We start from the raw sequence: 24,964 nt of genomic DNA, 5'->3' as shown, positions 1-24,964 counted from the left end.
CGTTTCCCCCTCCCGACCACCCGCGTTTCCCGTGCCCGCCGGATGGGGACACCGTGGGGGAAGCCCGGAGTCGGCCGGAGGGATGGCGCCCCTCGGCCCGATATCGGCTTTCCCATCGGAACACCCCACCGCGATCATGGCACCCTCACTCCGTGCACCGCTCCCTGCCGACGACGGGCCACCGGGGTGAGATCCGGGGCGCCGCGGAGTGCCGAAATCGAGGGCCCGGCGACGTGGACCGGAGCCGAAGCACCGGAGGTTTCATGACAATCGGTTGGGAAGTCGATGAGATCCGCTCCCTGGTCCAGGAGTTCCGGGAGGCGCTCGGCCCCTGTGATCCCACCCTGAACTCGCTGTCCTCCGTCGTCGGCCTGGCCATGAACGCCGAGGAGGACGTGGCGCTCGACGACCTGTGTCACGTCATCGAGTGCTTCCGCCTCCCGTTGACCGGAGAGCAGTTCGACCGGATCAATCGCCTGGCGGAGCATTTCGACAGCGATATCCCCGGCCATACCCGCATCGAAAGATTCGTGCGGTGAACGATCATCCCGCATCGGAGTCCCCTGCGGCATTATCCGTCGAACGATCGGGCTCAGACGTTCCACCGGGTGACTCGGCCGACCCGGGAGCGAAGTGCTCCCGGAGGGTTGACCCGTGCGTCCTCTTCCACGAGCGCCCCGGCCGAGGACCGTGACGTCCGGGAAGTGGGCGAACCGGGTGGCGAATACCCTGCGCCCACCTCGCGCCGATCGTGCCGGCGACCGGCATCCCGCACCCGCAACGGCCCGCGCGGCTCCATCGGGCCCCTCGGTATTCAACGGGTCACACCGGAGATCACCGGGGAACAACCCGGTGATCATGCGAATACAACTCTGTCACAGGCCCATGACTTCCGCACACATCACGAACCGTCACTGAAACACTGGCTCCCACTTCGGTCCCGATCCCACCCGAGGGAGTCCCCGTGGACGACGACTACCCGCCCTGGCTTACCGGCACCGCCGCGTTATTCGCGACAGCAGTGGGAATTTGGAGCCTGTGGTGCATCCTCATCCTCTTCACCGGCGGCACCCTGCCCCTCCTCGGCATCGAGGTCAACGGCAGCTTCGATGTCGGCTTCCTCGCCCTCGTGATTTTCCTCGGCGAAGCCTTCTTCCTGTACATGGTCTACTGGCTCGGCATCATCATCCTCCTCCCGGTCCACTCGCTGGTGAACGCCCTGAGGCGGCCGAGGCGGCCGAGGCGGCCGGCGATCGGAGACGTGATGCCGCCGATCGTTGAGGTGGATTCGGCGTGCCCGGATGGGGAATCCCCCAAAACTCCGCCTCCGGTGTGATTTTCGACGGCCACACCCTCCGATCGTCCGTCGTTCCCCACCGGAGGGGAGAAGTGAAGCGACGAACGCCCGGCTGCGGCCCATGGGTACCACGCCACCGTTTCCCGTGCCGCCCTCCTCCGGAAAACCGGTGGAGGGCGGCATCCGTTCGGCAGTCCCTGCCCCTCTCGAAAAGTGGTGATCTTCCCCGCTTCCAGGGGCGGGACCCCGGGATGGGTCCGGTGTTCGAAGTGGATCCGATCCGAGGGGTCTCGCGTTCATCCGGGGATCTTTCCGGACGGACGAGGCACCTCCCCACTCGAACGCGCCGTGATGACGGCGCGGAGGGGGAACGCCACGAGCAGTGCCAGGGCGACGAGGAGTCCGCTCGTCCACAGAGGCCCCCGGTTCCCGAGCGCGGTGGTGAGAGTCGTCGCGGCGATCAGGGGCCCGACGGCGGCCCCGATGTTCAGCGCGGCCGTCGCGTACGAGCCCGCCATGGTGGGGGCTCCGCCGGCCTCGTGGAGGACCCGCGCGATCAGTGTGCTCCCCAGCGCGAACGACAGGGCTCCCTGGGCGAGGACCAGGGAGAACAGGACGAGCGGCCGGTCGGCCCACACCGCCAGTGCCGGCCAACCGAGGAGGAGCAGGGGACCCCCCACCGCGATGACCGCGTCGGGTCGCCGGTCGGACAGTCGGCCGGCGACGGTGACCCCGACGAAGGAGCCCACGCCGAAGAGCACCAGGGCGACGGGGACCCACAGCTCACCCGGCCCGGCGGTGTCGGTCACGACGGGGGCGAGGAAGGTGAAGCTCGCGAAGGTCGCCGCGTTCACCACCGCGCCGAGCCCCATGACCAGGAGCAGTCGGGGCCTTCGCAGTTGCGCGAGCTCCGATCGCAGGGCCGGCCCGTCGCCCCCGGTCCCGGGCGTCCGGCCCGCCGGAATTCCCCCGAGGACGCCGAGGGCGGCGGGAAGACAGAGAGCGGCGACGGCCCAGAAGGTGGCCCGCCATCCGAGCAGTGACCCGAGGACCGCCCCGCCGGGGACACCCACGATCGTGGCCACCGTGACCCCCGACAGCAGCACGGCGAGCGCACGGCCCTTCCGGTCGGGAGGCACCAGCGCGGCGGCGGCCGTCAGGGCCACGGCCAGGAAGCCGGCATTCGCGAGCGCCGCCACGATCCGGGTGGCGAACAGGACGGGAAAGCTCGTGGTGACGGCGCCCACGGCGTGAGCCGCCGCGAAGGCGATGATGAAGCCGAGAAGAGAGGAACGCACCGGCCAATGACGGGCGAGCGCCGCCATCAGGGGGGCGCCGACGATCATGCCGATCGCGAAGGCCGAGGTGAGGGTGCCCGCCGCCCCGACGGTGATGTCGAGGTCCGGGGCGATGGCCGGCACGAGGCCGACGAGCATGAATTCCGAGGTGCCCATGGCGAACACCGCCAGGGCGAGCAGATACAGCGGAAGAGGCATCGAGTGGCTCCGAGGTGAGGAGAGGCACGAGAGGGTCTTCTCGTCACCGCGGTCAGCGACCGGGAGCACACTCGTCCCACCGCTCGACGCGGTGCGACGGGAGATACGACTTCGGTGGCTCAGGGGGCTGACGGCGTGTGACCGAAAGCCCCCGACCTGTCCGACTCGGGACTCGACATGGCCCGCACGATACATGGCCCGGGTCTGTCGAAGCACCCCGGTTTCACCCGACATCGCCCCTACCGATGAATCCGCCCCGGGACCGGCCGGCGGATCCCGGGGGCCGTGCCGGGACGAGGCCGTGGTCGCACGCGGGCCCGCGCGCTTCGTGAATCCCACGACACCGTCTCCCGGCTGTGGGACGCCACGTGTACCGGCGCCGGGCGATCCTCCACCTCATCGAGGAGATCTCCCGCCACAACGGTCACCTCGACATCGTGCGTGAACCGGTCGACGGACGGACCGGTGTCCGAAGCGTGTGGCCGGAAGGGCATGCGACGGCGGACGTTCCGTAGTACTCCTGAGGGGGCATGGAGACGCGCTTGTTCACCCTTGGAGGCGTCGATGACCGTTCGTCGTGTCGTGCCCAACATCCGGTCGGAGGCCGTAGGGGAGAGCCGGGAGTTCTACGGCCTGCTGGGCTTCGAGGAGGTCATGAACCACGGCTGGATCGTGACGCTCGCCTCCCCGTCCCGCCCGACGGCGCAGATCAGTGTCATGACCGGCGACAGTACCGCGCCCGTCACCCCCGACCTGAGCGTCGAGGTGGACGATGTGGACGCGGCTTACGCGATCGTGCGGGAGAGCGGTGCGGAGATCGTCCACCCCTTGCAGGACGAGGAGTGGGGCGTACGGCGGTTCTTCGCCCGCGATCCCAACGGACGGGTGGTCAACGTGCTGAGCCACCGCTGACGGCTCCTCCCCCTCCCCCGGGTGAAAGCACCGGTCGGGGCCGTCAACGCATGGCCGTGACCGTCACCGGTGCCCCGCCGGCCCACGGAGCTGCGTCACGATGATCACGTTCCCGTACAGGTCCGCCAGGTGGAAGGATCTGCTGTCGGCGTCCTCCCGTTCATCCCATATCCGAACACCGTGCTCGCGCAGGCGCTCGCGGACCGCGTCCGGATCGGCGGTGTACAGCACGAGCAGGGGCTGACCACCGCACTGCCGTCCGACCAGGTCGCGTTCCCGGTCTCCGAGGGCGGGCATGAGCCAAATCCCGACGGACTCCTGACCGGGCAGTCCGATGTGCAGGAAGCGATATCCGTCCGCCGTCCGGTCGTACAGGACACGGAAACCGAGAACGTCGCGGTAGAAGGCCAGGGCCGCCTCGGGGTCGTCGACAAGGACCACCACACGGCCCAACCCGGAGAACAGGCTCTCTTCGACACGATCAGTCATGATCGGCACCCTAGGGTCGACCACCGACAACGAGCCGGATGAGCCGGGCCGCCGCGGCCGAAGCGGATCGGGATCCGCTTGCGCGACAGGTTCCGGTGCCGCCTCGGCCGGGGTTCGCCCTGACGCGGCGCTAGTCGCGGTGGACGGTGCCGTCGGGGTCAAGCCCCCGGAAGGAGAGCAGGACGATCAGGATGCCGCCACAGACGATCGCCGAGTCGGCGAGGTTGAAGACGGCGAAGTGCTTGGGCGCGATGAAGTCCACCACCGCTCCCTGGAAGACGCCGGGGGCGCGGAAGATCCGGTCGGTGAGGTTGCCCAGCGCGCCGCCGAGCAGCAGGCCGAGCGCGATCGCCCAGGGCGTGCTGTAGAGCTTCCGTGCCAGACGGATGATCACCAGGATCACGATGGTGGCGATGGCGGTGAAGACCACCGTCAGCGCCTGGCCCATGCCGAAGGCCGCGCCGCTGTTGCGGACCGCCTCGAAGCGCAGCCACTCCCCCAGGATCTCGATCGGGGGGCGGTGCTCCAGCCACTCCACCACGATGATCTTGCTGATCAGGTCGAGGAGGTAGACCACCCCGGCGATGGCGGCCAGGACGCCGATCCGGCGACGCCCCCGCGCGACGGGAGTGCTCTTCCCGTCCTCGCTGTCCGGGGTACCGGGGTCGCCGGACTTCCCGGTCTCCCCCGCTCCGCCCGGGGCGCCGTCCGACGTCCGGTCGGCGGGCTCGCCGGAGGCACCGTCGCCGGAGGCCGCGGTCGGTTGGGCCGGGGCGGGGCGCTCGCCCGGCCGGGCGTCGGCGGACGCCTCACTCGGCGTCCCGCGGTCGTCCGCCGCCGGGATCTCGTCGGGTGGGTTGATGGTCCGCTCCGCATCGGTCACGTGATGAGCGTACGACACCGGTGCCCGTGCGCCCCCGGGCCGGGGGTGGCCGGGTTCAGGGGTGACGTTCGGCCCGTTGTTTGCACTCCACGCACAGGGTCGCCCGGGGGAAGGCCAGCATCCGCGCCTTGCCGATGGGCTCGCCGCACCGCTCGCACCGACCGTGGGTGCCCTCGTCAAGGCGTCGCAGTGCCCGTTCGGTCTGGTCCAGCATCTCCCGGGCGTTGCCGACGATGGCCATCTCGTGCTCCCGGGTGATGTTGCGGGTCCCGGTGTCGACCTCGTCGTCGCCGGCGGTGTCGGTCGAGTCCCGCATCAGGCCACTGAGCGCCTCCTCCCCGGCGGCGATCTCGGAACGCAGCGCGTCGGCCTCCTCCCGCAGGGCGGTGCGGGTGGTCCGCACCTCCTCGGCGGTCCAGGGATCCTCTCCGGGGCGAACCGGGAGATCGGGGGAGTCGTCGGAGCCCGCCGGGACGGCGACCCCGGGCCCCGGCGTGTCGGCCTCCGGCGTGTCGGACTCCCCCGCCCGACGAGCGGTGCGACGGCGGGCACCGGCCCTTCGGGACGCGGTGTCGGACCGGGGGGCGCCGCCGCCGTCGGTTCCCCCGGCACCGTCCGGGCCATCGGGCTCCCCGGTCCCGGCGTCGGACGCCTCCGGGGGGCCGGTGGGTTCGGCCCGTTCGGCGTGTTCGGCCGCCTCCCGGGCGGTGCGGCGGCGGGCGACACGACGCCGGTCCCCGTCCGGGGTGCCGGAGGTACCACCGGCCGGGGCCGTCCGTTTCGCTCCGGAGCTCTGCATGGCCGTCTTCCTCACCACCGGGGACCGCCGGGCCCACCGGTTCCGCCGGGGAGCGCCCTGGGCCGCTCCCGCCTCCGTGCTCCCGGTGTCCGCGTGCCGTCGGGCCCACCGAACGGGAGCAACCGTGACCGGAACGATAAATCTCCCGAAACCGGACGGCAAACCAGGCGCGCCGGGTGGGGTACGGCAGCGGGATCGACCATCGGCCCCGGATGGCCGGGGAGGGGGAAACGGGTCGATGCGCCGTCGGCGCGGCCCGTACACTGGACGGCAGCGACAGGCGTGGATGGGGACGAGTAGCGTCACCGGCGGCCCGCAGCGACCCGGGGACGGTGGAAGCCCGGGGGTCCGCCCGATGTGAAGATCACCCCGGAGTCGCCGGAAGAAAGGCCGTCGGGTGACCGCCGGCCGAGTAGAACCGGCAGCGCTGACGAACGAGAGGGCGGCGGCCGACCCCGGGAGGGCGGACGGCGCCAAGGAGGGTGGTACCGCGGGATGCCCGCCGAGTGACGGCGGACCTCTCGTCCCTCCGACGGAACGACACCCGTCCCGCCGGAGGATGCCCGCATGACCGACTCCACCCCCCTGTCGCCGTCCACCGGAACCGATCCGGCGCGTTACCGGCCCGTGCCCGCCCGGGTGGATCTCCCGGCCCTGGAGCACGAGGTGCTCGACCTGTGGCGGGCGAACAAGACCTTCGCCCGGTCCCTGGAGATGACCGAGGGCCGTCCCGAGTGGGTCTTCTACGAGGGTCCGCCCACCGCCAACGGCATGCCCGGCACCCACCACATCGAGGCCCGGGTCTTCAAGGACGTCTTCCCCCGCTTCCGCACCATGCGCGGTTACCACGTGAGCCGGAAGGCCGGCTGGGACTGCCACGGCCTGCCGGTGGAGCTGGCCGTGGAGAAGGAGCTGGGCTTCTCCGGCAAGCAGGACATCGAGAAGTACGGGATCGCCGAGTTCAACGCCCGCTGCCGCGAGTCGGTGACCCGTCACACCGACGCCTTCTCCGAGCTGACCACCCGCATGGGCTACTGGGTGGACCTCGACGACGCCTACCGCACGATGGACCCCGGGTACATCGAGTCGGTGTGGTGGTCGTTGAAGGAGATCTTCGACAAGGGCCTGCTGGTCCAGGACCACCGCGTGGCCCCCTGGTGTCCCCGCTGCGGCACCGGCCTGTCCGACCACGAGCTGGCCCAGGGCTACGAGACGGTGGTGGACCCCTCCGTCTACGTCCGCTTCCCGCTGACCTCCGGCCCGCTGGCCGGTGGGGCGTCGCTGCTGGTGTGGACGACGACCCCGTGGACGCTGGTCTCCAACACCGCCGTCGCGGTGCACCCGGACGTCACCTACGTGGTGGCCGGGAACGGCGAGGAGCGGGTGGTGGTCGCCGAGCCACTGCTGGAGAAGGCGCTGGGTGAGGGATGGACCGCCGGGGAGGAGCGCTTCACCGGCCGCGAGATGGAGGAGTGGACCTACCGGCGCCCCTTCGAGCTGGTGGAGTTCCCCGTCGATGGGCCCCCGGCACACCTGGTGCTGACCGCTGGGTACGTGACCACCGAGGACGGCACGGGTCTGGTCCACCAGGCGCCGGCCTTCGGCGAGGACGACCTGGAGACCTGCCGGGCCCGGAACCTGCCGGTGGTCAACCCGGTCCGCCCGGACGGCACCTTCGAGGAGGGGCTCGACCTGATCGGCGGGCAGTTTTTCAAGAAGGCCGACGAGGCGCTGGTGGCGGATCTGGAGGCACGCGGGCTGCTCTTCCGGCACGTGGCCTACGAGCACAGCTACCCGCACTGCTGGCGCTGCCACACCGCGCTGTTGTACTACGCGCAGCCGTCCTGGTACATCCGCACCACGCGGATCAAGGACGCCCTGCTGCGGGAGAACGAGAAGACCAACTGGACCCCCGAGTCGGTCAAGCACGGTCGCTTCGGCGACTGGCTGAGCAACAACGTGGACTGGGCGCTGTCGCGCAAGCGGTACTGGGGCACGCCGCTGCCGATCTGGCGGTGCGCCGAGGAGCACCTGACCTGTGTCGGGTCGCTGGCCGAGCTGAGCCGATTGAGCGGCACCGACCAGTCGGGGCTGGACCCGCACCGCCCGTACATCGACGCCGTCACCTTCGACTGCCCCGCCGAGGGCTGCGACCTGCCCTCCGAGCGGGTGCCGGAGGTCATCGACTGCTGGTACGACGCCGGCTCGATGCCCTTCGCGCAGTGGGGCTACCCGCACCGCAACGCGGAGCTGTTCGAGAAGCGGTACCCGGCGCAGTTCATCTCCGAGGCGATCGACCAGACCCGCGGCTGGTTCTACACCCTGATGGCGGTCGGCACCCTGGTCTTCGACCGCTCGGCGTACGAGAACGTGGTCTGCCTGGGCCACATCCTGGCCGAGGACGGCCGCAAGATGTCCAAGTCGCTGGGGAACATCCTCGAGCCGATCCCGCTGATGGAGGAGCACGGCGCGGACGCGGTGCGGTGGTTCATGGCCGCCGGTGGCAGCCCGTGGGCGGCGCGCCGGGTGGGTCACGGCACCATCCAGGAGGTGGTGCGCAAGACGCTGCTGACCTACTGGAACACCGTCGCCTTCCAGTCGCTGTACGCCCGCACCGCCGAGTGGTCACCCGGCGAGGGGGACCCGGCCCCGGCCGACCGGACGCTGCTGGACCGCTGGTTGTTGGGCGAGACCCACGCGCTGGTGGAGATGGTCACCCGGGCCATGGAGTCCTACGACACCCAGCGGGCCGGGAAGCTGCTGTCCACCTTCGTGGACGACCTGTCCAACTGGTACGTGCGGCGATCGCGGCGCCGGTTCTGGCAGGGCGATCGCGCCGCGCTGCGCACCCTGCACGAGGTGCTGGACGCGGTGACCCGGATGATGGCGCCGCTGGTCCCCTTCATCACCGAGCGGGTGTGGCAGGACCTGATCCTGCCGGTGACCCCGGGTGCCCCGGATTCGGTGCACCTGGCCTCCTGGCCGGAGCCGGACCCCTCGATGGTCGACCCCGACCTGTCCCGGGACATGCTGCTGGTGCGACGCCTGGTCGAGTTGGGCCGTGCCACCCGCGCGGAGTCGGGCGTCAAGACGCGTCAGCCGCTCTCCCGGGCGCTGGTCGCCGCGCAGGGTTTCGAGCTGCTCGGCGACGACCTGCGCGAGCAGATCGCCGACGAGCTGAACGTCGGTTCCCTGGCCTCGCTGGCCGAGATGGGCACCTCGTTGGTGGACACCACCGCCAAGGCCAACTTCCGGGCGCTGGGACAGCGTTTCGGGAAGCGCACGCCGGTGATCGCGAAGGCGATCGCGGCGGCGGACGCGGCGGAGCTCTCCGCGGCGCTGCGCAGCGGTGACGCCTTCATCGAGGTGGAGGGGGAGCGGGTGCAGCTCTCTCCCGAGGAGGTCATCGTCACCGAGACGCCCCGGGAGGGGTGGTCGGTCGCGTCGGACTCCGGCGCGACGGTGGCCCTGGACCTGGAGATCACCCCCGAACTGCGGCGGGCCGGCCTGGCCCGGGACGCCATCCGGGCGCTCCAGGAGGCGCGCAAGAACAGCGGTCTGGAGGTCACCGACCGGATCGTGGTGCGCTGGCGGTCCTCGGACCCGGAGACCACGCGGGCGCTCGCCGATCACCAGGCGCTGATCTCCGGTGAGGTGCTGGCCGTGACCTTCGAGGAGGAGGACGGGGAGGTCGGCCGGTCCGCCGACACCGACGGGGACGCCGGTCGGGAGTTCACGGACGAGGCGACCGGGGCGGTCTTCCGTCTGCGGCGCGCCTGAGGAGGTCACCGGCGTTCGCGAGCCCCGCACCGGGGCCGCGAGCCGGGAGACGGAAAGGCCGATGGGCGGACGGGATCCCTCGATCCCGTCCGCCCATCGGCCGAGCGGTCACCGGATGGCTCCGGTGGTTTCCGACACCTCTTCGGGGCGTCCGGGTGACACCCGGACGTCACGGGGGTCGGCTCAGTTGTCGTCCTCGTCGATGAGGAAGCCGCGCATCGGCGAGGGCGTCTGCTGCATGGGCTGGGGGCTCTGCGGACGCACCGGCGCCATCGGTTGGGTCATCGCCGGGGACATCTGCTGCTGTCCGCCGTAGCTCGGCTGGGAGCCCTGACTGCCCGGACCCGACCCCATGGAGGGGCCGCCACCCATGGACTGGTGCTGACCACCCATGCCACCGGACGCGCCGGCCGAGGCCATCGACGGCGGGGCCGGCAGCGACGGCGCCGAGGGGGTGCGCGGCGGGGCGAGCGAGTCGTCGGACTGGCTCTCCAACTGGCGCAGCTGGCTCTCCAGGTAGGACTTCAGGCGGGTGCGGTACTCGCGTTCGAAGCCCCGCAGATCCTCGACCTTGCGCTCGAGGGTGGCGCGGGCGGACTCCAGGGAGCCCATCGCGACGCGGTGCTTCTCCTGCGCGTCCCGCTCCAGGGCGTCGGCCTTGGCACGGGCGTCCCGCTCCAGGCCCTCGGCGCGGCTGCGTGCCTCACCGACGATCTTGTTGGCCTCGGAACGGGCCTCCGCGATCGCCTGGTCGGCGGTCTGCTGGGCCAGCGAGAGCACCCGGGCCGCGCTGTCGTTGCCGCCGCCCATCGGCTGCATGTGCCCACCGGGACCGCCCATGGGTCCGCCCATCGGGCCGCCGGGGTGACCCTGCTGGTGACCGGGGCCCTGCTGACCCATGGGGCCACCGGGGTGACCCTGCTGGTGACCCGGACCGCCGTGGCCCATGGGACCGCCACCGGGAAGCGCGGGGAGCTGCGGGGGTCCGCCCATCGGGCCGCCGGGGTGCCCCTGCTGGTGACCGGGACCACCGGGACCACCGGGATGACCCTGCTGACCCATGGGGCCGCCCGGACCACCGGGACCACCGGGACCACCGGGGTGACCCTGCTGGTGACCGGGACCACCGGGACCACCGGGATGACCCTGCTGACCCATGGGGCCGCCCGGACCACCGGGACCACCGGGGTGACCCTGCTGGTGACCGGGACCACCCGGACCACCGGGATGACCCTGCTGACCCATGGGGCCGCCCGGACCACCGGGACCACCCGGTCCCGATATGGCCGGCGGGCCACCGGGGCGCTCCTGCTGCTCGGGCTTGCGCATGTTCTGCTGGTTCTGCGCCGCGGCACGGGTGGCGGCGGCCAGCTTGGCTCGCAGATCCTCGTTCTCGCGGAGCAGGCGGGTCAGTTCGGCCTCGACCTCATCGAGGAAGGCGTCGACCTCGTCCTCGTCGTAGCCTTCTCGCAGTCGGACGGTCGTGAACTGTTTGTTCCGCACGTCCTCGGGGGTCAGCGGCATCTCTTCACCTCAACGTAAGTCGTCGGCACATCGACTGGACCGTACTCGTTCACAGCTGGGCCACGACGTTGATCGCAACGTAAACGATGATCATCAGTACGAAGAAGGACAGATCAAGCGCCACACCCCCGAAGCGCAGCGGCGGGATGACCTTCCGCAGCGCCTTCAGTGGCGGATCGGTGACAGTGTAGGCGGCCTCCAGGGCCACGACCATCGCCCTGCCCGGCTGCCAGGACCGGGCGAACATGAAGACGTAGTCCATCACCAGCCGGAAGAGCAACAGTCCCAACAGGCAGTACAAGGCAATCAAGACCACCTGCTGCACGATGCCCATCCTGGCAGACCCTCTCCCCTGTGTCCCGGTCGTCCCTTACGACCGGTGCCCTCTTCCGGTGTCCTCACAACATCAGCTTTGGTTGAAGAACCCGCCCTCGGCGATACGGGCCTTGTCCTCCGCCGTTACATCGACGTTAGCAGGAGACAGAAGGAAGACCTTCTGCGTCACCCGCTCGATGCTCCCATGGAGACCGAAGACGAGGCCAGCCGCGAAGTCGACAAGTCGCTTCGCGTCCGTGTCGTCCATCTCCGTCAGATTCATGATCACCGGCGTACCCTCGCGGAAGTGTTCCCCGATGGTACGGGCCTCGTTGTAGGTTCGGGGGTGGAGGGTGGTGATGCGGTAGGGCTCCCGCTCGGACACGACCTTGGGCATGATCACCGGTGCGCTCTTCTCCAGGCTGGGGCGGTCGGATGTGATGGAAGACACGGGGGCGACGCGCTGGGGGCGGCGACTCTCCACCGCCGCGGCGGCCGGCACGGGTTCCGGCTCCCGGGGAGCGGGCGGTTGCATGATCACCGGCTCGGCGGCCGGTTCGGGGAGACGGTCGCGCAGCGACTCCCGCCCGTGGTCGCGCGAGTCCGGTTCGGGGTCGTGATCCCGCTGCCTGCGTCCGCGCTCCGACTCGGACTCGGGTTCGAAATCGTCATCGGGGCCGTAACCCTGACGGTCGTATCCGTCATCCTCCACGAGACCGAGATAGACCGCCATCTTGCGCATCGCGCCAGCCATCGACTGCGTCCTCCGCTCAGTGATGGACCGGCTCCGACTCTCGGGGCCGTTCCACATACTCCGCCCGTTTGTCCGGGTATGACCATATTTTCGGCTGTGGTCCGATTTTGTTTGGCGACGTTACCGGAGGGTCCGTCGTACTCCGAGTACCGCGCTTCCGACACGGATATGTGTCGCCCCGGCGGCGATCGCCTCCTCCAGGTCCCCGCTCATGCCCGCCGAGACCATGGTGGCAGCCGGGCGTGTCGACCGCAGGCCCCTCGCGATTTCCGCCAGCCGTTCGAAGGCGGTGCCCGGGCGCCCCGCGTACGCCCCCTTCAACGGGGCCACCGCCATCACGCCGGCGAGTCGCAGTCCGGGGGCCTCGTCGAGGGCCTCGGCGACCTCGCCGAGGCGTTCCGGAGCGACGCCGCCCCGGTCGCCCCCCGCGGCCACCGGGTCGGAGAGGTCGTCCACGCCCTCCCGATCGAGGGCGACCTGGATCAGGCAGTCGAGAGGCTCGGCACGGCCCGAGAAGGTCACCGCCGCGTCCAGGGCCCGGACCAACCGCGGCCGGTCCACCGAGTGCACGACATCGGCCCAGCCGGCGACCGCCCGGGCCTTGTTGGTCTGCACCTGGCCGACGAAGTGGCGACGCACCGGCGGCGCCCCCTCCTCGGGGGAGGGCTCGGTCGGGATCTTCGCCAGGGCCTCCTGCACCCGGTTCTCCGCGACGTCGCGGACCCCGAGGCGGGCCAGCAGTCGCACGTCCTCGGCGGGGTGGGTCTTGGTGACCACGATCAGGGTCACCTCCCGGCGCGCGCGACCGGCGGCGGCGCACGCCCGCTCCACGCGCTCCTCCACCCGGGCCAACGCTTCCGCGAGTTCGCGCTCCCGACGCGCGCTCCCGTTCCCGTCGTTCGCGGTCCGGTCTCCCGGTGTCCCGTCCCCCATGCCTTCCGCCCCGTGCTCGACCCTGCGTTCGTCCTGTTCCGACCCGTCCGACCGGTGGTACCGGTTCAACCGGTACCACCCGTGATCACCGCGGCCGGGGCGGAAGCCGAACCCCTCCGGTGGAGTCCCCCACGGGCCCCACGGCGGAATTCCCGCCGGAACACCGTACGAAGGAGGCCAGTCTGCCGGTGACCCCCTCGCGCCGGTAGGAGAAGTGGTCCGCCGATTCCAGGGTGCACACCGGTGAGAGCCGCACGTCACGCACCCCGACATCGAGGAGTTGTCGGCGAACCCCGGCGGGGATGTCGATGGCGGGGGTGCCGACGGCGGTGACCGCCCCGCAGCCCGGGGCGGCCCGCTCCGCGTCGGCACGCATCGCGCTCGGCACCTCGTAGCAGCGACCGCACACCGCCGGGCCGGTGCGGGCCACCAACCGGGAGGGTTCCGCGCCCAGTTCCACCATGGCGGCCACGGTGGCCGGGACGACACCGGCGATCAGCCCCGGCCGCCCGGCGTGGGCGGCGCCCGCGACGCCCGCGACAGGGTCCGAGAGCAACACCGGCACGCAGTCGGCGGTCAGCACGGCCAACACGGCGCCGGGACGGGCGGTGACCACACCGTCCACCTCCGGTGGGGGCCCGGGCCAGGGGCCGTCGGCCACCGCGACCCGGGCACCGTGCACCTGGTGCATCCAGATCGGCGCGTCGGGGGCGATACCGAGGTCACCGGCGGCCCACTCCCGGTTGCGGATGGCGAAGCCGGGATCCCGGCCGGGGAGCGGCGACATGGTGAACCCGACGGCGGCCTCGAACTCCCGCGGGTCGGCCGGACCGGGGGCGAACCGGGGAGCCGCGCCGGTGACACCCCATCGGTCGGTGAAGGCCGTGTTCTCCCGCCACACCCCGTCGGCCGTGCGCACGCCGGGAACCGGGGCCGCGCCGGTCATCGCGTTCGGCCCCGCACGGTCGTGCGCGGCCCGGCCACTCCGCGGATCGTCACTTCAGGAAGTCCGGCACGTCCAGCTCCTCCGCCGGGCCGCCGTCGTAGGGGCGGGCGGAGGGCACCTGACGGTGGCTCGGGAAGGGGTCGTCCGCCGGGTCGTCGGCGCGCGGCTCGGGAGCCTTCTCCTCCTCGCGGGCCGGCAACGTGCCGATCCCGAAGGACGGACGCTCGGGCTCGGGCTCGGGAGCGCGTTCCGGGGCGGCGGGCGCCGGGGTCTCCTCCCGACCGGCGTAGGAACCCAGCACCTTGTCCCGGCTGCGGGAGGGCGGCTGACCACCGTCGAAGCCGGCGGCGATGACCGTGACCCGCACCTCGTCGCCGAGGGCGTCGTCGATGACCGCGCCGAAGATGATGTTCGCCTCGGGGTGGGCGGCCTCGCTGACCAACTGCGCGGCCTCGTTGATCTCGAACAGACCGAGGTCGGAGCCACCGGAGATGGAGAGCAGCACGCCGCGGGCCCCGTCGATGGACGCCTCCAGCAGCGGGGAGGAGATGGCCATCTCGGCCGCCGCCACCGCACGGTCGTCGCCGCGCGCCGACCCGATTCCCATCAGGGCCGAACCGGCCTCCGACATGACGGACTTGACGTCGGCGAAGTCGAGGTTGATCAGGCCGGGGGTGGTGATCAGGTCGGTGATGCCCTGCACACCGGAGAGCAGTACCTGGTCGGCCGACTTGAAGGCGTCCAGCACGCTGACCTGACGGTCCGAGATGGACAGCAGCCGGTCGTTGGGGATGACGATGAGGGTGTCCACCTCATCGCGCAGCTGGGCGATGCCGTCCTCGGCCTGGTTGGCGCGCCGGCGGCCCTCGAAGGTGAAGGGGCGGGTGACGACGCCGATGGTGAGGGCGCCCAGGGACCGCGCGATGTTCGCGACCACGGGAGCGCCGCCGGTGCCCGTGCCGCCGCCCTCACCGGCCGTCACGAAGACCATGTCGGCCCCCTTGAGGACCTCCTCGATCTCCTCGCGGTGGTCCTCGGCGGCCTTGCGCCCCACCTCGGGGTCGGCGCCGGCGCCGAGACCGCGGGTGAGTTCGCGGCCGACATCGAGCTTGACGTCGGCGTCGCTCATCAGCAGGGCCTGCGCGTCGGTGTTGATCGCGATGAACTCGACGCCCTTGAGACCGACCTCGATCATCCGATTGATGGCGTTGACGCCACCGCCGCCGATACCGACGACCTTGATGACTGCGAGGTAGTTCTGCGGTGCTGCCACGTCGAAGGCCTCTCGCCTCGAGTTACGTGTCGCCGCTCTCCGGATCCCGCTGAGCGGCGACTGATGTCGTTGGGACGGTTGGACAGGCCGACCCGGACCCCAACCCTGAAGTTTAGGGTTAACCGTGCTTGTCGTTCCCGGGATTCCCCTGAACGGACACTAAGTCGCCAGGTGCCGGCGGTTCAACGAACACGCCGGGCGCCCCGGTTTTCTTTTCACCCTATGTGATCACCCTCCGTGCTGGTCAAGCCGGGTGTGCGGCTCGCCCTCGAGGGGTGGGGCGACGCGTCGGCCACCGGTCCCACCCTCGATTCACCCCTCCGCCCCGTCGGGGGGAACGTCGCCGGCCGCCGGTGTCCCGGGAACCGACACGTCGAACCTGCCGGCCTCCGGTACCGCGGCCATCAGCGCGGCGAGCGCCGCCGACTTGGCCTCGGGATGCTCCGCACTCCCCCACAGAACCGTTCGGCCGTCGGAGAGTTCGAGGGTGATCGAGTCGTACGAGCGTACCCGGATCGCCGCGGTTTCGCCCGCAACCGACTCCGGCAGCGCGGCGGCCACCGCGACCGCCCCGGCGCGCAACCCCTCCTCGCCGAAACGACGCAGGCTCGCGCCCTCCACGGGCTCCATCTCCAGCAGCGGAACGCCGGGCAGGGCCTCGGGCACCTCCCCGAAGGCCGTCCCCGTGGCATCGATCTCGGTGAACCCGGCCGTGGCGCGCTCCAGCACCACGGCCACCCGCTCGGTGACCTCCACCTCCACCCCGCGCGGCCAGGAGCGGGCCACCCGCGCGTCGGCGAGCCGGGGCAGTTCGGCCAACAGGCGCTCGCGGGTCCCGGAGGTGTCCAGGGAGGCCAGCGGCGCGCCGACCGGTACGGCCGCGACCCGTTCGATCTCCCGGGCCGTCAACTCCCGGGGCCCGCCGGTCCACTCGACCGAAACCCGCTCGATCCGCAGCCAATTCGAGCCGTACAGCGCCCACAGCGTGAAGCCGGTGAGGGCCGGCAGCAGGACGACGAGGGCGAGGAGCACGACCGGTCGGCGCAGCCCCCGGCGCGGGCGGCGGGGGCCCTGCCCCGGTTCGCCGGGCGGGGCGCCGGGGGCCCCGGCACCGACACCGGCCGGCCCGGGGTCGCGCCCCGCCTTCCGTCCCGGTCGCGCCGGTCGCGCGGTCCCGGCCGATCCGCCCATGCTCCCGCTCCGTTCCTCGGCGACCGTCGGTCGCGTCCCACCCGTCCCCGCACACCCCTGCCGAATCGGCCCGGGCGGCCCGGGAACGGGCGTGCCGGGCCGGCCCGGGGAGGTCTCAGCGCTGCCCGTGGCGCTCCGCGATGGCGTCGTGCACCATCCCGACCAGCAGGTCGTCGGCGTCCCTGCGACCGAACTCGGCCGCGGCGCGGGACATCACGGCCAGCCGTCCGGGATCGGTCAGCACCGGGATGACCTCGGAGCGGATCCACTCCGGGGTCAGCTCGGCGTCGTCCACGAGGAGTCCGCCGCCGGCCCGGACCACCGGCTGGGCGTTGAGCCGCTGTTCACCGTTGCCGATGGGCAGCGGGACGTACGCGGCGGGCAGCCCGACGGCGGCGAGTTCGGCGACGGTCATCGCGCCGGCCCGGCAGAGCATCATGTCGGCGGCGGCGTAGGCCAGATCCATGCGATCCAGATACGATACCGGGATGTAGGGGGGCATTCCCGGCATGTTGTCGATCCGGGGCAGTTCGTTCTTCGGTCCCACCGCGTGCAGCACCTGGATGCCGGAGCGCTGGAGGGTGGGCGCCACCGCCTCCACCGCCTCGTTGATCCGGCGCGCCCCCTGCGAACCGCCGGTCACCAGGAGGGTCGGCACCCGCGGGTCCAGGCCGAAGGCCGCCCGGGCCTGGTCGCGCATCTCCGCCCGGTTCAGCGCCGCGATCGAGCGCCGCAACGGGATGCCCACGTAACGGGCGTTGCGCAACTTGCTGTCGGGCGTGGAGACGGCCACATGGGAGGTGTACCGGGCACCGATCTTGTTGGCCAGGCCCGGCCGCGCGTTGGCCTCGTGGACCACGATCGGCACCCCGAGTCGCTTGGCCGCGAGGTAGCCGGGAAGTGCCACGTAACCACCGAAGCCCACCAGGCAGTCCGCCTTGGTCCGCTCCAGGATCTGCTCGGCGGCCTTCACCGTCCCGCGCAGCCGGCCGGGCACCGTGATCAGTTCGGGTGTCGGCTTGCGGGGCAGCGGCACCGCCGGGATGAGGGCCAACTCGTACCCGCGCTCGGGCACCAGACGGGTCTCCAGACCGCGTTCGGTACCGAGCGCCGTGATGCCCGTCCCCGGGTCCTGCCTGCGCAGGGCGTCCGCGAGGGCGAGCGCGGGTTCGATGTGGCCGGCGGTCCCACCGCCGGCGAGTACGACATGCACCGATTTCACCGCTCTCCGGACGGCGCGCGGGCGACGCGCCGTCGCATCGACGACCATCTGGACCCGGCCGGTCCCTTCCCGCCGGGTCGTCGCCGCATGGCCAGGGCGGCACGCGCCGCCGGCTCGCTGCGCGCGAAGGCGATCAGCAACCCCACGGCGAACATGGTGGGCAGCAGGGCGGAGCCCCCGTAGGAGAACAGCGGGAGGGGCACCCCGGCGATCGGCAGCAGCCCGAGGACGGCGCCGATGTTGATGACGAACTGGGCCATCAACCAGGCCATCACACCTCCCGCGGCATACCTGACGAAGGGATCCTCCGTGCGTCCGGCCACGCGGATACCCGCATAGCCTAGAGCGGCGAACAGACCGAGGATCGACAGCGTCCCCGCCAGGCCCAACTCCTCGCCCGCGATGGCGAAGATGAAGTCGGTGTGCGGCTCGGGCAGCTCGCCCCATTTCTCCACGCTCGCCCCCAGTCCGGAACCGAACCAGCCGCCCGAGGCGAGCGCGTAGATGCCGTGCACCGCCTGCCAGCAGCGGTCCTCCGGCCCCGGGTCGGTGGCCAGCACACAGGTGAGCCGACCGGTGCGGTGGGGGGCGCTCGCGATCAACAGCGCGCCCAGCACGGCGGCGATCCCGAGCGCGCCGACGAACAGTCGGGTGGGGGCTCCCGCCAGCCACAGCAGGGCGAAGAGGATGGCGGCGAGGATCATCACCGTTCCCATGTCCCCGCCCAGCAGCACCAGGCCGCAGATGAGCAGGGCACCGGGCACCAGCGGGATCAGCAGGTGACGCCACTGCACCAGCAGGCGGCGCTCCCCCTTGCGCGCCAACAGGTCGGCTCCCCACAACACGAGGGCCAGCTTGGCGATCTCGCTGGGCTGGAGCATGAAGGGGCCCGCGAGCGGGATCCAGTTGGTGGAACCGTTGACCGTGACGCCCACGCCCGGCACCTGGACCAGGACCAGCAGGACCACGGAGGCCAGCAGGAAGGGGTAGGTGAGGGCGCGCAGCAGCCGCACCGGGGTGCGGGCCGCGATCAGCATCAGCACCGCTCCCAGGAGAGCCGCCACCAACTGCTTGCGGAAGTAGAACGTGGCCGGCAGCCCTTGGCGCAGCGCCTGGATCTGGGAGGCCGAGAAGACCATCACCAGGCCCGTCAGGATGATCAGCAGCGAGGTTCCCAGGACCACGTAGTAGGCGGTCAGCGGACGGTCCCAGGACCGTCGCAGCCGCGCCAGGGGCCGGCGGGGACCGCCCCGGCCCGGGGTGCGGGGCGGACGCGGCGGCGGGGCCGGACGACGTGGTGCCCGCTCGACCCCGTTCCGGGGGGCGGGGCGCGGTGCCCGGGGACGGCCGGCGGCGCCGGCGGTCCGACCTCCACCGCTTCGGTCGACCTGCATGCTGTCCCCTCCGGTTCTCGTGCCCCGATCCCGGTCCGCGCGCGTCCGGGGCGGTGGGGTGCCCGCTCGGCACGACCCACCGCCCCGGACGCGCGAACGGGTCGTGGACCCCGGGCGCGCGGTCCCGTCGTTACCCCGGCCCGTCCCCGCCGGCCGCGCCGGTGTCCGGGTCCGCGGCCGGGAGGGCGCGCACGGCCCCGGCGAAGGCGTCGCCGCGCTCCATGTAGTGGGTGAACATGTCCATGGAGGCGCAGGCGGGCGCCAGCAGCACCGTGTCGCCGGGGCGGGCCAGCCGGTCCGCCTCGCGCACGGCCTCCGCCATCGCCCCAGTGTCGGTCCGCTCCAGGTCGACGACCGGCACATCCGGGGCGTGTCGCCGAAGCGCCTCGGCGATCAGGGCCCGTTCGGCGCCCAGCAGGATCACCGCGCGCAGCCGCGGGGCCGCGTCGCGCACCAGGTCGTCGAAGGTCGCGCCCTTGGCCAGGCCGCCGGCGATCCACACGATCGGGTCGTAGGCGGCGAGCGAGGCGGCGGCGGCGTGCGGGTTGGTGGCCTTGGAGTCGTCCACCCACTCCACCCCGGCCCGCCGGGCGACGGTGGAGATGCGGTGGGCGTCGGGGCGGAAGGCTCGCAGTCCGTCCCGCACGGCCCTCGGCTCCACGCCGTGGGCAAGCGCCAGGGCGGCGGCGGCCAGGGCGTTGGCCACGTTGTGCGGGGCCGCGGGACGCACGTCGGAGACCGCCGCCAACTCCCGGGCGGCCCGCCGGCGGTCGGGCCCGAAGGCCCGGTCCACCAGCAGGTCGTCCACCACACCCAGTTGGGAGGGGGCGGGGACGCCGAGGGTGAAGCCGATCGCCCGGCAGCCCTCCTCGACCTCCGCCTCCCGCACCGGGACCTCCCCGTCGGGGGTGTCGGCGTTGTAGACGCAGGCGACCCGGTTGCCCTCGTAGATCCGGGCCTTGGCCGCGGCGTACGCCTCGGGGCCGCCGTGCCAGTCCAGGTGGTCGGGGGCGATGTTGAGGATCGCCGCCGAGTGCGCCGCGATCTTCGGTGACCAGTGCAGCTGGTAGCTGGACAGCTCCAGGGCGAGCACGTCGTACGGCTCGGCGGAGCGGACCACGTCCAGCAGCGGGGTGCCGACGTTGCCGACGGCGGCGGTGCGCAGGCCGGCGGCCTCCAGCATCGCCGCGAGCATCCGCACCGTGGTGGTCTTGCCGTTGGTCCCGGTGATCGCCAGCCACTCGGCGGGCGGGGTGCCGTCCGCGGCAGGGCGGCGCAGCCGACGGGCCAGCTCGATGTCACCGATCACCGGGACCCCGGCCCCTGCCGCCGCCGCGAACAGCGGGGCGGAGGGGGGCCAGCCCGGCGAGGTGACGACGAGCCCGGTGCCGTCGGGCAGGGTCGCCCCGTCCCCGAGGCGGACGGTGAGGTCCCCGTCGGGCACGGCGGCGCGCAGCGCCTCGGCGCGGGCCCGCTGCCGCTCGCCGTCGCCGCCGTCCACCACGACCACCCGGGCGCCGAGGCCGGCGAGCACCCGGGCGGCGCTCTCGCCGGTGACGCCGAGGCCGGCGACGGTGACCCGCCGGCCGACCCAGGCCTCGTCCGGTTCGGCGCCCGGCGGCAGGGTGTCGGCGCTCACCAGCCGGCCACCCAACTGCCGTAGAACAGTCCGATGCCGACGATCACGCAGATGCCCTGGATGATCCAGAACCGGACCACGATCAGCACCTCGCTCCACCCCTTCAACTCGAAGTGGTGTTGGAGCGGGGCCATCTTGAAGACCCGTTTGCCGGTGAGACGGAAGGAGCCGACCTGGATCACCACGGACATGGTGATCAGGACGAACAGGCCGCCGAGGATGGCGAGCAGCAGCTCGGTGCGGGAGACGATCGCCAGACCGGCCAGCGCCCCGCCCAGGGCGAGGGAGCCGGTGTCGCCCATGAAGACCTTGGCGGGCGAGGTGTTCCACCACAGGAAGCCGAAGAGCGCTCCCATCAGGGCGGAGGCCACGATCGCCAGGTCCAACGGGTCGCGGACCTCGTAGCAGCCCGGCCCGGCGGTGAGTTCGTTGGCGCAGCTCTGGCCGTACTGCCAGACGCCGATGAAGACGTAGGCCCCGAAGACCATCACCGAGGCACCGGTGGCCAGGCCGTCCAGACCGTCGGTGAGGTTCACACCGTTGGACATGGCCAGGATCATGAACAACGCCCACAGCACGAAAAGCACCGGGCCGATGGACCAACCGAAGTCCTGGGTGAAGGACAGGTGGGTGGAGGCCGGGGTCTGACCCCGGGCGTCCGCGAAGTTCAGGGCCAGCACCGCGAAGGCGATACCGACGATGAGCTGGCCGAGCATCTTCGCCTTGGCCCGCAGGCCGAGGCTGCGCTGCTTGACGATCTTGATGTAGTCGTCCAGGAAGCCGACCAGGCCCATTCCCGCGAAGAGGAAGAGGACCAACAGACCGGAGACCGACGGCGAGCTGCCGCTGATGATCTTGGTCGTGAAGTAGGCGATGAGCGTCGCCAGGATGAAGGCGATGCCGCCCATGGTCGGGGTTCCGCGCTTGCTGTGGTGGTCGCGCGGACCGTCGTCCCGGATGTACTGGCCGTAGCCCTTGCGGGCCAGCAGCTTGATGAGCAGCGGAGTGCCCACCAGGGTCAGGAAGAGTCCGAGGACCCCGGATACGAGGATCTGCCTCATCGGGCGGCGACCCCGCCTTCGGAGTCCGCGGCGTTCGCCCCATCGGCGATCAGACCGAGCGCGACCTTCTCCAATCCCACCGCGCGGGAAGCCTTCACCAGGACCACATCCCCGGGTCGCAACTCCGCGCGCAACAGTTCCAGTGCCGTTCGGGCGTCGGACACGTGCACCGACTCCTCACCCCACGAACCCTCGTTCTTCGCGCCCATGTCGAGCCAGGCGGCCTCTCGGCCGCCGACCGCCACGAGCTTGCCGACATTGAGCCGGACGACGAGTCGACCGACGGCGTCGTGCTCGGCCTGCGACGCCTCCCCCAGCTCCGCCATGGTGCCCAGCACCGCCCAGGTGCGGCGGCCACGGCCCATCGCGGCGAGCGCGCGCAGGGCGGCCCGCGTGGAATCGGGGTTGGCGTTGTAGGCGTCGTTGACGATCGTCACTCCGTCCGCCCGCTCGGTGACCTCCATCCGCCACCGCGAGAGCGGTCCCGCCTCCGCCAGTGCCTCGGCGAGGGCGGCGGCGGACAGGCCCAACTCGTGGGCGACAGCCGCGGCGGCCAGCGCGTTCGACACGTGGTGCTCACCGTACAGTCGCATCGTCAGATCGGCGTAGCCGGAGGGGGTGATGAGACGGAAGGCCGGACGCCCGTCCTCGGTGAGTCGCACGTTCTCGGCCCGGATGTCGGCCTCCGGGGACTCGCCGAAGAACACCGTCCGGGCCCGGGTGCGCGAGGCCATCGCCCGCACCAGCGGGTCGTCGGCGTTGAGCACCGCCACCCCGCCGTCCTCCGCCGACGGCAGCGCCTCGACCAGTTCCCCCTTGGCCTCGGCGATGGCCTCCCGGCTGCCGAACTCGCCCAGGTGCGCGGTCCCGACGTTGAGCACCACACCGATCCGCGGCGGGGTGAGCCCCGCCAGGTGGCGGATGTGCCCCACGCCCCGGGCACCCATCTCCAGCACCAGATGCCGGGTACCGGCGCCGGCGCGCAACGCGGTCAGCGGCAGCCCGATCTCGTTGTTGAAGGACTCCGGGGGCCACACCGTGGGCGCGATCCGCTCCAGCAGCTGGGCGATCAGATCCTTCGTGGAGGTCTTGCCGGCCGAACCGGTCATCGCCACCACGGTGGCGCCCAGCTCGCCCACCACGTGCCGTGCCAGGGCTCCCAGGGCGACCGTGACGTCCGGGACGACGACCGTCGGCACCCCCTCGATCGGGCGGTTCGCCAGCACGCAGACGGCGCCGGCGGCGACCGCCCCGGCGGCGAAGTCGTGGCCGTCCACCCGGTCGCCGCGCAGCGCGGCGAAGAGGGCGCCCGGTTCCACGAGACGGGAATCGATGACCACCGGCCCGGTCACGAGCGGCGCCGGCTCCGGTATGCCGTGGCCCGTCCCACCGGTGACGGCGACGAGTTCGGCTGCGGAAAGGGGGATCATGCGGGGTTCAGGTCCTTCCCCGAAGTGTGGGCGGCGTGACCGGCGCGCCCGATGGCGGCGCGCAGTTCGAGGCGGTCGTCGAAGGGCCGGATCACGCCGGCGATGTCCTGGCCGGTCTCGTGACCCTTCCCGGCGACGAGGACGGTGTCCCCGGGCTCGGCCCGGGCCACCGCCGCGGCGATGGCGGCGGCGCGGTCCTCCTCGACCAGGACCGTGCCCCGCTCGTGGATCGGCACCCGGGCGGCGCCGGCCAGCATGGTGGCGAGGATCGCCAGGGGATCCTCGCCGCGGGGGTTGTCACTGGTGAGCACGGCGGTGTCGGCGAGCCGGGCCAGCGCCTCGCCCATCGCCGGACGTTTGTGCGGGTCCCGGTCGCCGCCACACCCCAGCACGGCGTGCACCCGTCCCTCGGTGACCCGACGGACCGCCCGGAGCACCGACTCCACGGCGTCCGGCTTGTGGGCGTAGTCCACCACCGCCAGGTAGGGCTGACCGACGTCCACCCGCTCCAGGCGGCCCGGCACGCCCGGGACCGCGGCGATGCCGTCGGCCGCGGCCTGCGGGTCGGCTCCCGCCACCGCCAGGGCGACGATCGCGGCCAGGGTGTTGGCGACGTTGAAGGCGCCCGGCAGCGGGGCGGAGGCCCGCACCCGGACACCGTCGGGACCGTATGCAGTGAAGGAGGAGCCCAACGGGCCGATCTCCACCCCGTCGGCGTGCCAGTCGGCGTCCGGGTGGCCCTCGGCCGAGTAGGTGGTCACCGGCAGGCCCGCCGCGGTCGCGTCGTCCACCAGCCGTCGGCCGTGCGCGTCGTCGATGTTGACGACGGCGGCCCGGGAACGGGCCGCGGTGAACAGCTGCGCCTTGGCCCGGTAGTAGTCCTCCATGTCGGGGTGGAAGTCCAGGTGCTCGGCGCTGAGGTTGGTGAAGACCGCCACGTCGTAGACGCAGCCGTCCACCCGGCCCAGCACCAGGGCGTGGCTGGAGACCTCCATGACCACCGATCCGACACCCTGTTCGCGCATCACCGCGAGCAGCGCCTGCAGGTCGGTCGCCTCCGGTGTGGTGCGCTCCGATTTGACCCGATCGTCGCCGATGCGGGTCTCCACGGTGCCGATCAGGCCCACGCCCCCGCCGCGCGGCGAGGCCTTGCGCAGGCCGCCCTCGATCAGGTACGCGGTGGTGGTCTTGCCGGAGGTGCCGGTGATGCCGACCCGCAGCAGCCCCGCGCCGGGGTCCCCGTAGATCCGGGCGGCGAGTTCGCCCATCCGGGCGCGCGGGTCGGGCACCACGATCACCGGGAGGCCGGCCGCGGCGGCGCGTTCCGCCCCCTCGGGGTCGGTCAGCACGGCGGCGGCGCCGCGCCGGGCGGCCTGCTCGGCGAAGTCGGCGCCGTGGAAGCGGGCACCGGGCAGGGCGGCGTAAAGGTCGCCCTGGCGCACGGCACGCGAGTCGTGGGTGATGCCGGTGATCGACGCGCTGGCGTCGGGCGGCTCGGCTCCCGCCAGGGCGGCCAGCTCGGCCGTCGGGACGGGGCGGACGTTCTCCGGCCTGGGCGGCGAGGTGTGATTCCGGTCTGCTGGGGGCACGGCGGTGAGCGTACCCGGCGGGCGGGGGGTGTCGCGA

General features: G+C 72.1%; 21 protein-coding genes and 1 pseudogene. 5 read left to right on the top strand and 17 right to left on the bottom strand.

All coding sequences use genetic code 11. From position 1 onward, the window contains the following. Window positions 1–263: 263 nt before the first annotated feature. Both FNQ90_RS00395 and FNQ90_RS00390 read left to right on the top strand, forming a co-directional pair. Window positions 264–539 carry a hypothetical protein gene (locus FNQ90_RS00395; RefSeq protein WP_182604406.1) on the top strand — a complete coding sequence of 92 codons (276 nt, stop codon included), beginning with the start codon at window positions 264–266 and terminating at the stop codon, window positions 537–539. A gap of 425 nt (window positions 540–964) precedes the next feature. Further along, a complete protein-coding gene (locus FNQ90_RS00390) occupies window positions 965–1,336 on the top strand; it encodes a hypothetical protein (protein WP_182604405.1) in 372 nt (123 codons plus the stop codon). A 257-nt stretch (window positions 1,337–1,593) separates the two neighbouring features. Here the strand turns inward: FNQ90_RS00390 and FNQ90_RS00385 are convergent, their stop codons facing one another. After that, a complete protein-coding gene (locus FNQ90_RS00385) occupies window positions 1,594–2,793 on the bottom strand; it encodes a Cmx/CmrA family chloramphenicol efflux MFS transporter (protein WP_182604404.1) in 1,200 nt (399 codons plus the stop codon). 359 nt (window positions 2,794–3,152) lie between these two features. Between FNQ90_RS00385 and FNQ90_RS00380 the strand changes: the two are divergent. Both FNQ90_RS00380 and FNQ90_RS00375 read left to right on the top strand, forming a co-directional pair. Further along, window positions 3,153–3,308 (top strand): annotated as a pseudogene (locus tag FNQ90_RS00380) (mycothiol transferase); the annotation flags it as partial. Window positions 3,309–3,357: 49 nt separating this feature from the next. After that, window positions 3,358–3,705, top strand: a complete 348-nt coding sequence (locus tag FNQ90_RS00375) for a VOC family protein (RefSeq protein WP_182604403.1) — start codon at window positions 3,358–3,360, stop codon at window positions 3,703–3,705. Window positions 3,706–3,768: 63 nt separating this feature from the next. Here the strand turns inward: FNQ90_RS00375 and FNQ90_RS00370 are convergent, their stop codons facing one another. The 3 genes from FNQ90_RS00370 to FNQ90_RS00360 form a co-directional block, all read right to left on the bottom strand. Further along, complete coding sequence (locus FNQ90_RS00370) at window positions 3,769–4,194, bottom strand: VOC family protein (RefSeq protein ID WP_182604402.1); 426 nt, start codon at window positions 4,192–4,194, stop codon at window positions 3,769–3,771. 130 nt (window positions 4,195–4,324) lie between these two features. Beyond that, complete coding sequence (gene lspA / locus FNQ90_RS28300; RefSeq protein WP_182604401.1) at window positions 4,325–5,077, bottom strand: signal peptidase II; 753 nt, start codon at window positions 5,075–5,077, stop codon at window positions 4,325–4,327. Window positions 5,078–5,132: 55 nt separating this feature from the next. Then, entirely contained in the window at window positions 5,133–5,876 is a 744-nt protein-coding gene (locus tag FNQ90_RS00360) for a TraR/DksA family transcriptional regulator (protein ID WP_182604400.1), read from the bottom strand. Window positions 5,877–6,443: 567 nt separating this feature from the next. Between FNQ90_RS00360 and ileS the strand changes: the two genes are divergently transcribed. After that, window positions 6,444–9,656: an isoleucine--tRNA ligase gene (gene ileS / locus FNQ90_RS00355; protein WP_182604399.1), complete on the top strand. Its 3,213-nt coding sequence runs from the start codon at window positions 6,444–6,446 to the stop codon at window positions 9,654–9,656. Window positions 9,657–9,839: 183 nt separating this feature from the next. Here the strand turns inward: ileS and FNQ90_RS00350 are convergent, their stop codons facing one another. The 13 genes from FNQ90_RS00350 to FNQ90_RS00290 form a co-directional block, all read right to left on the bottom strand. Beyond that, on the bottom strand, window positions 9,840–11,180 hold the full coding sequence (locus FNQ90_RS00350) for a DivIVA domain-containing protein (protein ID WP_182604398.1): 1,341 nt from the start codon (window positions 11,178–11,180) through the stop codon (window positions 9,840–9,842). Between the two features lie 49 nt (window positions 11,181–11,229). Further along, window positions 11,230–11,514 (bottom strand): YggT family protein, encoded by a 285-nt coding sequence (locus FNQ90_RS00345; protein ID WP_182604397.1) that lies wholly within the window; start codon window positions 11,512–11,514, stop codon window positions 11,230–11,232. 72 nt (window positions 11,515–11,586) lie between these two features. Further along, a complete protein-coding gene (gene sepF, locus FNQ90_RS00340) occupies window positions 11,587–12,249 on the bottom strand; it encodes a cell division protein SepF (protein WP_182604396.1) in 663 nt (220 codons plus the stop codon). 120 nt (window positions 12,250–12,369) lie between these two features. Beyond that, entirely contained in the window at window positions 12,370–13,182 is an 813-nt protein-coding gene (locus tag FNQ90_RS00335) for a YggS family pyridoxal phosphate-dependent enzyme (RefSeq protein WP_182604395.1), read from the bottom strand. Window positions 13,183–13,267: 85 nt separating this feature from the next. After that, window positions 13,268–14,128 carry a polyphenol oxidase family protein gene (locus FNQ90_RS00330; RefSeq protein ID WP_182604394.1) on the bottom strand — a complete coding sequence of 287 codons (861 nt, stop codon included), beginning with the start codon at window positions 14,126–14,128 and terminating at the stop codon, window positions 13,268–13,270. 49 nt (window positions 14,129–14,177) lie between these two features. Next, entirely contained in the window at window positions 14,178–15,401 is a 1,224-nt protein-coding gene (gene ftsZ / locus FNQ90_RS00325) for a cell division protein FtsZ (protein ID WP_143616494.1), read from the bottom strand. Between the two features lie 312 nt (window positions 15,402–15,713). Next, a complete protein-coding gene (locus tag FNQ90_RS00320; RefSeq protein ID WP_323379704.1) occupies window positions 15,714–16,433 on the bottom strand; it encodes a cell division protein FtsQ/DivIB in 720 nt (239 codons plus the stop codon). A 274-nt stretch (window positions 16,434–16,707) separates the two neighbouring features. Further along, window positions 16,708–17,805, bottom strand: a complete 1,098-nt coding sequence (gene murG / locus FNQ90_RS00315; protein ID WP_143618958.1) for an undecaprenyldiphospho-muramoylpentapeptide beta-N-acetylglucosaminyltransferase — start codon at window positions 17,803–17,805, stop codon at window positions 16,708–16,710. A gap of 5 nt (window positions 17,806–17,810) precedes the next feature. After that, entirely contained in the window at window positions 17,811–19,208 is a 1,398-nt protein-coding gene (gene ftsW, locus FNQ90_RS00310; protein ID WP_182604392.1) for a putative lipid II flippase FtsW, read from the bottom strand. 130 nt (window positions 19,209–19,338) lie between these two features. Next, window positions 19,339–20,847: a UDP-N-acetylmuramoyl-L-alanine--D-glutamate ligase gene (gene murD, locus FNQ90_RS00305; RefSeq protein WP_323379703.1), complete on the bottom strand. Its 1,509-nt coding sequence runs from the start codon at window positions 20,845–20,847 to the stop codon at window positions 19,339–19,341. Further along, complete coding sequence (mraY, locus tag FNQ90_RS00300; protein WP_143618951.1) at window positions 20,844–21,908, bottom strand: phospho-N-acetylmuramoyl-pentapeptide-transferase; 1,065 nt, start codon at window positions 21,906–21,908, stop codon at window positions 20,844–20,846. The genes murD and mraY overlap by 4 nt, the downstream gene beginning before the upstream one ends. Next, window positions 21,905–23,338, bottom strand: coding sequence for a UDP-N-acetylmuramoyl-tripeptide--D-alanyl-D-alanine ligase (locus FNQ90_RS00295; protein WP_182604391.1), 1,434 nt, complete (start codon window positions 23,336–23,338; stop codon window positions 21,905–21,907). Before FNQ90_RS00295 ends, mraY begins: the two co-directional genes overlap by 4 nt. Beyond that, window positions 23,335–24,964 (bottom strand): UDP-N-acetylmuramoyl-L-alanyl-D-glutamate--2,6-diaminopimelate ligase (locus FNQ90_RS00290; protein WP_182604390.1); only part of this gene is annotated, 1,630 nt, incomplete at its 5' end. The genes FNQ90_RS00295 and FNQ90_RS00290, both read right to left, overlap by 4 nt.

Origin of the sequence: Streptomyces alkaliphilus (genome assembly GCF_014141535.1) — a bacterium.
GTDB classification, from domain to species: Bacteria; Actinomycetota; Actinomycetes; order Streptomycetales; family Streptomycetaceae; genus Streptomyces; species Streptomyces alkaliphilus.
Note: the sequence above shows the minus strand (reverse complement) of the source record. Positions and strands in the feature narration are given on the sequence as shown.